The organism is Magnetococcales bacterium (genome assembly GCA_015231175.1).
In the GTDB taxonomy this organism is placed as follows: Bacteria; Pseudomonadota; Magnetococcia; order Magnetococcales; family DC0425bin3; genus HA3dbin3.
Map to the genome: position 1 here is coordinate 1 of JADGBZ010000141.1, position 4540 is coordinate 4540.

A 4540-nucleotide genomic window follows, 5' to 3' on the forward strand; every position below is an offset into this window, starting at 1 on the left:
GGGGGAAGGGCTGTGCCCTTCCCCCTGGTGGGGTTCGGGGCGAAGCCCTGACAAAACCCTACATGACAGGTCAAAGCTGTCCTTGAATCGGGGCGAGGCCCTGACAAAACCCTACATGACATGTCAAAGCTGTCCTTGAATCGGGGCGAGGCCCTGACAAAACCCTGCATGTCAAAGCTGTCTTTGGACTTGAAAGGGCGCTGAATGGCGACACCGTTCGCCGGGCGTCAAACCGGTCCGGCATCGATATGGTTCCGAAGAGTGGCATAGTCGATCTTGCCAACTCCCAGCAAGGGCATATTCTCCAGATGGAGAATCTTTCTGGGCAGATGGATCTCCCCCACACCTGCGTGCCGGGCGTGTTCCAGCAAGGATGCACGCTGAGGGTTGCCCTGGGTGGTGACCAGGACGACCTGCTCGCCTTTTTGTGGATCAGGCATGGCGATGGCGGCATGCAGCGCTTCGGGCCAAACCTGACACGCCAGGGACTCCACCGCAGCCAGGGAGACCATCTCACCCCCCACCTTGGCAAACCGTTTGACCCGGCCCACGATGAAGACAAACCCCTCCGCATCGACCCGGACCACGTCCCCCGTGTCATACCACCCCGCAACAAGCCCTCTGGCAGCGGAATCGGCGGACAAATATCCCAGCATGATATTGGGACCGCAAACCTGGAGCCGTCCCCCGTGTTGCAAACCGGGGACAGGTTCCAGGCGATAAGCCAAACCAGGCAGGAGACAACCAACGGAACCCACACGATGGGCAAATGGGGCATTGACCGCCAGGACAGGACTTGCTTCCGTGGCGCCATACCCCTCCAGAATGCGGATGCCAAACTTGTCCATCCACAGGTTCCGGGTTCGCTCCCGCAAAGGTTCAGCACCACAAAAAACAAAACGCAAGCTGGCAAAATCAAGGGGATGGGCAGCGCGGCCATACCCGTTCAGAAAGGTGTCCGTGCCCGCCAGGAGCGTGGCGCCCATGCTGCGGGCAAGCGCCGGGATACCCTCATAATCCAGGGGAGACGGGAGCAGATGGATAGTCACCCCGGCCAGCAGAGGAGCCAATGTCCCCATGGTCAGACCAAAGGCATGGAACAGGGGAAGGACATTGAGCAGGGTGTCCTGCGCATCAAAATCGAGGCGTGTCCTGACCTGGGCGCAGTTGGCCAAAACATTCAGGTGCGAGAGCAAAACCCCCTTGGGAACGCCTTCGGAACCGGAAGTCAACATCAGAAGGGCCGGGTGCTCCATCTGGATCCAGGGCGTCACACGACGATGCACCCACAGCGGCGCCAGGGTTGTCAGAAGAGCCTGAAGCATGGCGCCGGTTCCGACGTGACGGCGCAAATCTTCCAGGTAGAGAATACGACAAGTCGTACCCAGACGCTCCAGGATCGGTGCCAAACCGGCCTTGGCAATAAACACCCGCGAGGTGACCACAACATGAACATGGGCCATCCGCAGGGCCTGGAGCATAGGTTCAGCTCCTGCGCTAAAATTGAGCATGACCGGCAACCAACCCCGAAACTGCAAGGCCAGGAGGGTCACCACCCCCCCCACGGAAGTGGGAAGAAGAAAACCGACCGGGGCCGGAGCTGGGGGAAGGTGGGGATGCAAAAGAGCGCTGAGCAACAGGGAACGAAACCGCAATGACCGCCGGGACAACGCCTGTCCTGTCCCATCGCTGATCGCGCAATCCCCCCCGGGATAGGCCCGGTTGGTGATGATCAGGGCTTCCCAAAGGGTACGGTGCAGGGCCCTGCCGGCCAAAGCGGCCTCTTCCATGCGCAAACCGAGTTGTCGGCTGAACATGCTCCGACGCTCACGCGGCGAGAAGTCTGCCTCCGGCATGCGGGGAGACCAGGGCGGGCTGACCGTCATGACCAGGCGTGGCCACCATCGGCGCCGACCTGGGGCATCGCCCCCCAAAAACCGGGAACGTTGTGAACCCTCCAGGTGCAAGGGAACCAGAGGAACACCTGCCTGCAAGGCTGCCCGTACCGGCCAATCATGCACCTTCCCCAAACGTCCCGCACGCTGAGGCACCACCTCGGGAAAACAGAGGGCGCCCCCACCCCCCCGCATGTGGGCAAGGAGCGGTTCCCAGCTCTCCGGACGCTGGAGATCAATCGGAATGAGACGCGGCAAAACAGCAAAGAGACGCAAAAAAAAGCGCCAGAAAGGACCAGGAAAATCCTCTGCCGGCAGGGCCAGGGCCATCCTGGTGACGGCAAGCAGGGAGACCGGGAGCCAATCCCGCCGCGCCGGGTGGTTGCACACAACCAGAAAGCCGCCATCGCGGGGCAATCGTTCCCAACCGACCCCCTCCACCCGCAGAAGTCGGGTCAGAATGCGGGTGACAGCGCCTGACACCATGATCACACCGATTCGCGACGACTGGGCGCAATACCCAACTTTTCCGCGATGGCGCGGGGAACTTCGACACGCGCTTCGGTCACAATCCTTGCCAGGCGTTGCTGTTGGGAAAAGCTGAGGTGCGGCAAAACCATGGCAACGCGCAAGGCCCCCAGGCCGTGGTGGGTTCGTTCAAAAGCGCCGATCAAAACATCCCCGATTTGCTGGAGATAGTTGGGATCGGGGGGCGGAACCAGCTCCAAAAGATTGAATAACTCCCCGGCAGCGGCGTCGTAGGCATCATGGGACATATGGGCCAACGCCTTGATGAGGTATATTTCCATGTCCCGAAAACCGTCCTGCTGCAAACGATCCAGCAAAGCAACAGTCTGCCCGGGCAACCCACGATGAAAATAGACAAAGGCGTGCGCCTTGATACGGTCCGGACGGGTAAAAACCATCTGCTTACCCTCATCCAGGCCGGAGACAATCTCCATCAGGCGGTTGATGCGCACATCCCAACTGTTGGCCGCAGCTGTCAGCCTGGCCTGCCGGGTCATGGCGGCCCAACGCTCCGGATGGCGCAAGATTTCCCGGCAGGCTCGCAAAAGCTCGCCGGTGTCGTTGTAAATCAGAATATCCTGACCCGGGGTAAAAAACTCCTCCAGGGAGATGGCCGGATTGGCCAGCACCAGGGCACCGCAGGCCGACCCCTCAAAATTGCGCGGATTGAAAACCTGGGCGTCATTGTCATTGTAGACAAGCCGGGCGCGGGAGTAGAGACGCGCCACCTCCTCGTTCCAGATCCCTTCCGTAAAGAGGGTCTGTAGACCCGCCTCCCGCAGGGCGTGCAAATTTTTGGCCCGCTGTGGGCGACCTTCCGGATTCATGTCACCCACAAAGGCGATATCGATATCACGGGGCGTCCCATAATCGCGGTAGTAGTCCGCGTCAAACCCGTGCGGCAACCAATGCACACTCGGATGCCCCGTCTTGAGAAAGCTTTGCAGATATTGCTGGAAGGAGACAAAGACGGCGTCGAACACCTTGGCATATTCGACATGCCAGTGGAGATTGAAATGCGGATCCAGCGAATAGTACCAGCACGGCAGGGAGGCATCTTCCAACCCTTCCGGAAAAAACCTGACGCCGGACTCGATGACGAAGATGACATCGGGAAAGAAAGGAACCTCCCAGGATGCCAAAGTGGCAAGAATCTCCTGAACGGAGGTGGTGGGGTCGCAAGCACAACTGGTCTCGGTGGCAACCTGCCCCGGACCCACGGAGAAAACAGCCACCCGTTTGCGCAAGGCCTTGTCCAGAAGACTGGCCGTCGTGCCGCGATGATGACCGTATAAAAGGAGGATTTTCTCCGGAAAATTCATACCTTTTCCCGGCAGGATAGCGTGGTCACAGGGCGGGGCGATCCTCGTCGGGCATGTCCAGAGAGCTGAGCGCCCGTTCCAGGGAGCTGAAATGGGACTGCTCTTCGGCGGAGAGATCCAGACAATATTTGCGCAGGGCAGGATCGGTCACGGCATCAGCCATGGCACGCAGATTGTCCCGCGATTCCGCCTCCATATGCATGGCAATTTCCAGAACCCCCCGGGGATCGGCCTTGGCCAGCGCCTGATTTTCTCTGGCACTGAGAGAGCCCTCCGGATCCTTTTCCAGTTCCCGCAGATAGGTCTCGGCATCAAACTTGTGCCCCAGGGGTGTCCCCCGGGTCATGTCGATCAGGTGGCGGGCGTGATCCTCCTCCTGGCTGGCCAGCTCCAATAGGAGCATGCGCGACACATCGTTGGTGGTCACCTCAGCCGCCTGGGCGTAGTAGGCAGACGCTTTGATCTCATTTAAAATGGCAACCCTCAAGAGTTGGACAGCCTTTTCCATAGTCTGGCTCCTTTGTAGCGTGATGCGCAAATGAAGGCAATCTCCCGCAGACCCCTGGACTAAAGCATACTTCATGGATGATTTCAACTCCATTACGGGTGTGCGCCGGGACAATCGCATGTGAAAGAGCGTGCCACCGATCCCTGTTTTTCAAACCTGCCATACGTCCGCCTTCCGGCGCAAAAAGACGCGCCAGCAGGCGGACCACGGCCCGCCCCTTGGGCCTTTTTTGGTAACTATTCACCACCCTTGCAAGAAAAGCTTGGACATGGAAGCCTTTGTCAGGG

At 59.6% G+C, this 4540-nt stretch carries 3 protein-coding genes; all 3 read right to left on the bottom strand.

What is annotated here, in order from left to right:
* Window positions 1-227: 227 nt before the first annotated feature.
* Genes HQL63_15835 through HQL63_15845 form a run of 3 tightly spaced genes read right to left on the bottom strand, consistent with a single transcriptional unit; the run spans window position 228 to window position 4253 of the window.
* Window positions 228-2381 (bottom strand): AMP-binding protein, encoded by a 2154-nt coding sequence (locus tag HQL63_15835; protein MBF0178294.1) that lies wholly within the window; start codon window positions 2379-2381, stop codon window positions 228-230.
* Window positions 2382-2383: 2 nt separating this feature from the next.
* Window positions 2384-3745: a glycosyltransferase gene (locus HQL63_15840; protein MBF0178295.1), complete on the bottom strand. Its 1362-nt coding sequence runs from the start codon at window positions 3743-3745 to the stop codon at window positions 2384-2386.
* A gap of 25 nt (window positions 3746-3770) precedes the next feature.
* Complete coding sequence (locus HQL63_15845) at window positions 3771-4253, bottom strand: ferritin family protein (GenBank protein ID MBF0178296.1); 483 nt, start codon at window positions 4251-4253, stop codon at window positions 3771-3773.
* Window positions 4254-4540: the final 287 nt, after the last annotated feature.